The following is a 4135-nucleotide window of genomic DNA, read 5'->3' as shown; positions in this document are numbered from 1 at the left end:
GTGCGCGTTCACGGCCTTCACCCATTCGTCCAGAAAGCGGCGCTTAGTCTGATCCTGCTCGGTGTCCATGCCCTTGGTTTCGCACGAGGGTGTTCCCTGACGCCAGCCGGATGAGGAAATCCGGGCGGTATTTCCGAACCACGCCCTTATAGATGTAAAACACCTCGAACCCGAGGTGATCATTCTTCACCCAGGCGGCCACCGCCGGGTTGCGGTCCAGCTCGAAAGCCTCAGAAGCCTCCCAGGTGCTGTCATAGACGCAGAAATTGATATGTGAGCGCTTTGTGGATTCACACGGCTTGCCGGTGTACCAGGTCCCCATGTCGCCGGTTGAGCGGATCGGGTGGTCTTGATCGAAGACCGGCTCGAGCGCTTCGGTGTTCTCGAAGCGGATCGCCTCCCAGATATGCTGGACCACGCGGGTCATGTTGAGCGTGACGATCAGGCGGCGCTTGAGCTCATCCTGATGGAAGAGCGCCGGGGTAATGCTGATCTTGCCCGATCCGATGAACTGCTCGACCACGCGGACGAGCTGGGCAAGCAGGAACTCCTTGCTCCCCTTCCAGTCCTTTTGCATCTGGTCGTAAACGTCCCGCGCCGTCTCGAAGACGATCTTCTGCATACGGAACTCGCGGGCCAGGCGTTCCAGGTCAATTTCGGCGATCTTGGTGACATCCGGCTTGCCCTCCAGAATGGGGGCAAGCTCGGCCAGCTTTGCGGTCTGGCTGGCGTTGAGCTCCAGGGCCTTCACCTTGTCCAGATCGAGGGTCAGGCGCGGACGGTACACATGGTCAATGCGGATGATATTGGGCCACCGGATCGCATACTCAGCCTTGTCGGAAACAGGCTCAATCGCCGTCTTCGGCGGCGGAGGTGGCGGCGGCGGACCATCCCCGCCTTCATGCGGCAGGAAGGTAAACGGCACGCCGAAGATGTTGACGTACTCGGCATCGAAGAGACCCGTCTCGGGGTTGATCTCGTAGGCGGTGCGCCGCAATCCCCTTCCTACGACCTGTTCGCACAGAAGCTGGCTGGTGAAGGCACGCAGGCCCATGATATGGGTGACGGTCTTGGCATCCCAGCCTTCCGAAAGCATCCCCACGGATATGACGTTTTGAATCTGCTCGCCGGGTTTGTCCGCCTGCCCGACGGTATCTACCTGCTGGCGCAGTAGCTCGGCCTGCTGCTTCTTGGTCAGCTTGCGCTCTGTTCCGTTGCTCTCCTCTTCCCCCTCCTCCTCGCTTCCAACCTGCGCCAGCGGCTCCTCGGAGGCCTCGGCTTCATCGAGCACCCGCGAGTCGATGTGCAAGGTTCGCACGGGATCGCACAGCTCCTGGATCAGGATCTTTTTGCGGTCAAAGGCATGCTTGATGCGGGCGGCGGTCTCCGTGCGGTTGGCGACGGTGATCATCACCGGCGGCGTCCTGAAACCCTGCTCCTCCCATGCCCGGGCGGTTTCCTTCCAGTCGAACCCCAGCAGGTAATAGCCGTTCAGCACCAGGTCAGGCAGCGGCGCTTCCGGCTCCGCCGGACGGTTGAGATCGTCCTTCACCTCTAGATCGTTGTAGATGTGATAGAGGCGGGATTTGTAGGTTTTCGCGTCGGGAACCGCGTCGTCCCGCACCACGACCCGCGGGGTTTTCACCAGACCGGATTCAATCGCGTCGTTCAGCCCGAAGTCGCTGACGATCCAGCCAAACAGGGCTTCCTCGGAGCTTTTCTTGCCCGATGGCGTAAAGGGTGTCGCCGAAAAATCGTAAGCCATCAACACGCCGCGCGCCCGGTTGATACGGTCAAGGCCACCGATCCACTTGGTGGCTTCCTCGATCTCATCCTTGGAGACGCCCTTGACCTTGGATTCCGCCGGCACCCGCCAGGCGTGGTGAGCCTCGTCGTTGTCGACCAGGATGTTGCGGGCACCCGCCATGTCCCCCAGCACGTCGCGGACATAGGCTTCGTCGCTCTTGGCCCCGCGCTTGTCCACGCTGCGCCGCTTGCCGATCTTCTCTTCGCTCTCCCAGTTGAGCGCGTGCCAGTTACGGATGATCACCCGGCCCTCGCGCAGCCGGTCGCGCAACGCACCGGGAACGATGCTGAAGGCCTCGTAGTAGCTTGCGGGGTGTGATGGCTCCAGAACGGCCAGACGGCTCTTGACGGTCAGGCCGGGGGCCACCACCAGCACGTTCTTGGAAAAGCGCGTGTCCTGCGGATAGGTCGCTTTGTTAAGGATGTTCCAGGCAATGACTATCGCCATCACCACGGTCTTGCCCGTTCCCGTCGCCATCTTCGCGCACAGGCGAGTGAACGTGCCCCCGTCCGAAGGAACGTCAATGCCCACCTTCTCGGCGGCCGGGGCTTCGGTGAGCCAGATCAGGGTTGCCGCCGCTTCGAGCTGACATAAGAAAAACCGCCGTCTCTCATACTCTTCGGGATTCGTCCAATGCTCCAGAAGGCGCTTGGTAATGCCTGTCACGCCGGGATAACCAGCCTTCCGCCACGCTTCGACACGCGGACGGATCTGCTTGACCAGGGGGATCTCGACGAACACGCCCGGATCATCGAAGCACCAGGAGCTTTCCGAGGCCACCACGTAACCGGCGGGCCTGCGCTCGCCCTCGACCAGGGTAAAGGTCCGGTTCTCGCGGTTATAGCGCCAGTAGCGCTGCGGCTCCTCGTAAGGAGAGTTGATGATCAGGCGGTCTATGGATGCGCGTTCCATCACCCCACCTTGATAACCTTCAGGCTTTCGATCCCACGGTCGTCAATGATCTTTACCGCCGCCCGACGGTGATCACCGGCGCAAAACGGCAGGGACACCGTCCCGCGATAGGCCTCGATCAACCCCTCGTCGATCTCTGCCTTCAAACTTTTGGCGAGTTTAGTCCAGCCGTCTTTATCCCCCGCCATGGGGAAAAAGACCTGACGCGGCAACAGGCTGCGCCCGTCATAGTCGGGGTCGATCATCCACATGGCGATCTTGCCCGCGCCGCCGGAGTCGATCTCACCGGTCCGGGTGTTGTAGTAATCAAAGCCGTTCACCGTAACGCGATATTTCCCGGCGTCTTCGCCCTTGCGGATCTCCTCCAGTGAAACATCGGGCTGCCCGATCAGCCAGAAGCTCTCGTTGCTGGCGCGTTTCTTCTTGAGGTCTTCGGTCAGAAGGTCGGCGTTCATCTGCGCTTTCAGCAACGTCACGCCCGGCCAGTTGGTTTCGTCGATGTCCTTGGCGGCCTCCGGATCGAACTGGAAGGCGGCAAAGACGATCATCTTCGGCTTCGGGACAAGCTGCTGCGCCTCCTCGATGGCAAGGGCCACCTGCCGCTGTTCGAGCGGCGCATGCTCGGGGCCGAAGGACACCACCACGCGCTGCGGCTTGTCCTCCGGCGTCGGCATGAAGCCAGCGTGTGCCCGCCAGCGCCTCGACGCGGGAGAATTCGATCCGCTGTCCGCCCTTACCGCGTATGCCGGTCCGCAGCAGTTCGTCGCGCCAGTCACCCTGCCGCCGGGTCTCGCCTGTCCGCGCTATCGCTGCGTCTGCTTCATAGTCACCCGGCGCTTCCCTGACATCCTCCAGAGGCTTGACCGCCGGGGCTGGGACGGCCTCGACGGTGAAGGGGCCGATCACGCGCGTCTTTTTCTTGTCGGTCAGGGGCTGATCGTAGAGCGTCTCCTGATCGGCGTACTTGCGGATCGCCGTGTCAATCTGCTCGCGGGTCATGCCCTCGCGGATTTCCGGGTTGTTGGCGATAGAACCAAGCGTCACATGAGGAACGGTCTTGTATGTGAACCCGCTGGCAATGCCTTCCTTCGGGTGGGCCAGTTCGTAATAATCGAACACCGCTGTCATCAGCCGCTGCTTGGCAAGGGCGAGAGCGACGCGGGAGGTATCGCAGGTGATCCACCGTCGGCCCCATTGCTCGGCGACATGGGCTGTGGTTCCGGAACCGCAGGTGGGGTCCAGCACGAGATCGCCGGGGTCGGTGCTCATCAAGAGGCAACGTTCTATAACTCTAGAGTACTTGCATAATGAAATACGATGCAAATGAGTCAAGTTTATCTGATGGCGAGTTGTGCCTCCTGGCAGGCCTGGTCGATGAGGGTTTGAAGCCTCTCGAAGGCAGCGCGGATAGGGGAG

1 protein-coding gene and 1 pseudogene are annotated in these 4135 nt (G+C 61.4%); both read right to left on the bottom strand.

Annotated features, from left to right (window positions below):
* Positions 1-43: 43 nt before the first annotated feature.
* The gene (locus tag M3461_04635; GenBank protein MDQ3773691.1) at positions 44-2719 is read right to left on the bottom strand and encodes a DEAD/DEAH box helicase family protein; all 2676 of its coding nucleotides are present in this window, start codon (positions 2717-2719) and stop codon (positions 44-46) included.
* Positions 2719-4012, bottom strand: a pseudogene (locus M3461_04630) (site-specific DNA-methyltransferase). The gene M3461_04635 and the pseudogene M3461_04630 overlap by 1 nt, the downstream one beginning before the upstream one ends.
* Positions 4013-4135: the final 123 nt, after the last annotated feature.

The sequence above is a fragment of the Pseudomonadota bacterium genome (assembly GCA_030860485.1).
GTDB lineage: Bacteria > Pseudomonadota > Gammaproteobacteria > JACCXJ01 > JACCXJ01 > JACCXJ01.
The sequence above is the reverse complement of the archived record's forward strand: the minus strand, read 5'-3'. Positions and strand labels throughout refer to the sequence as shown.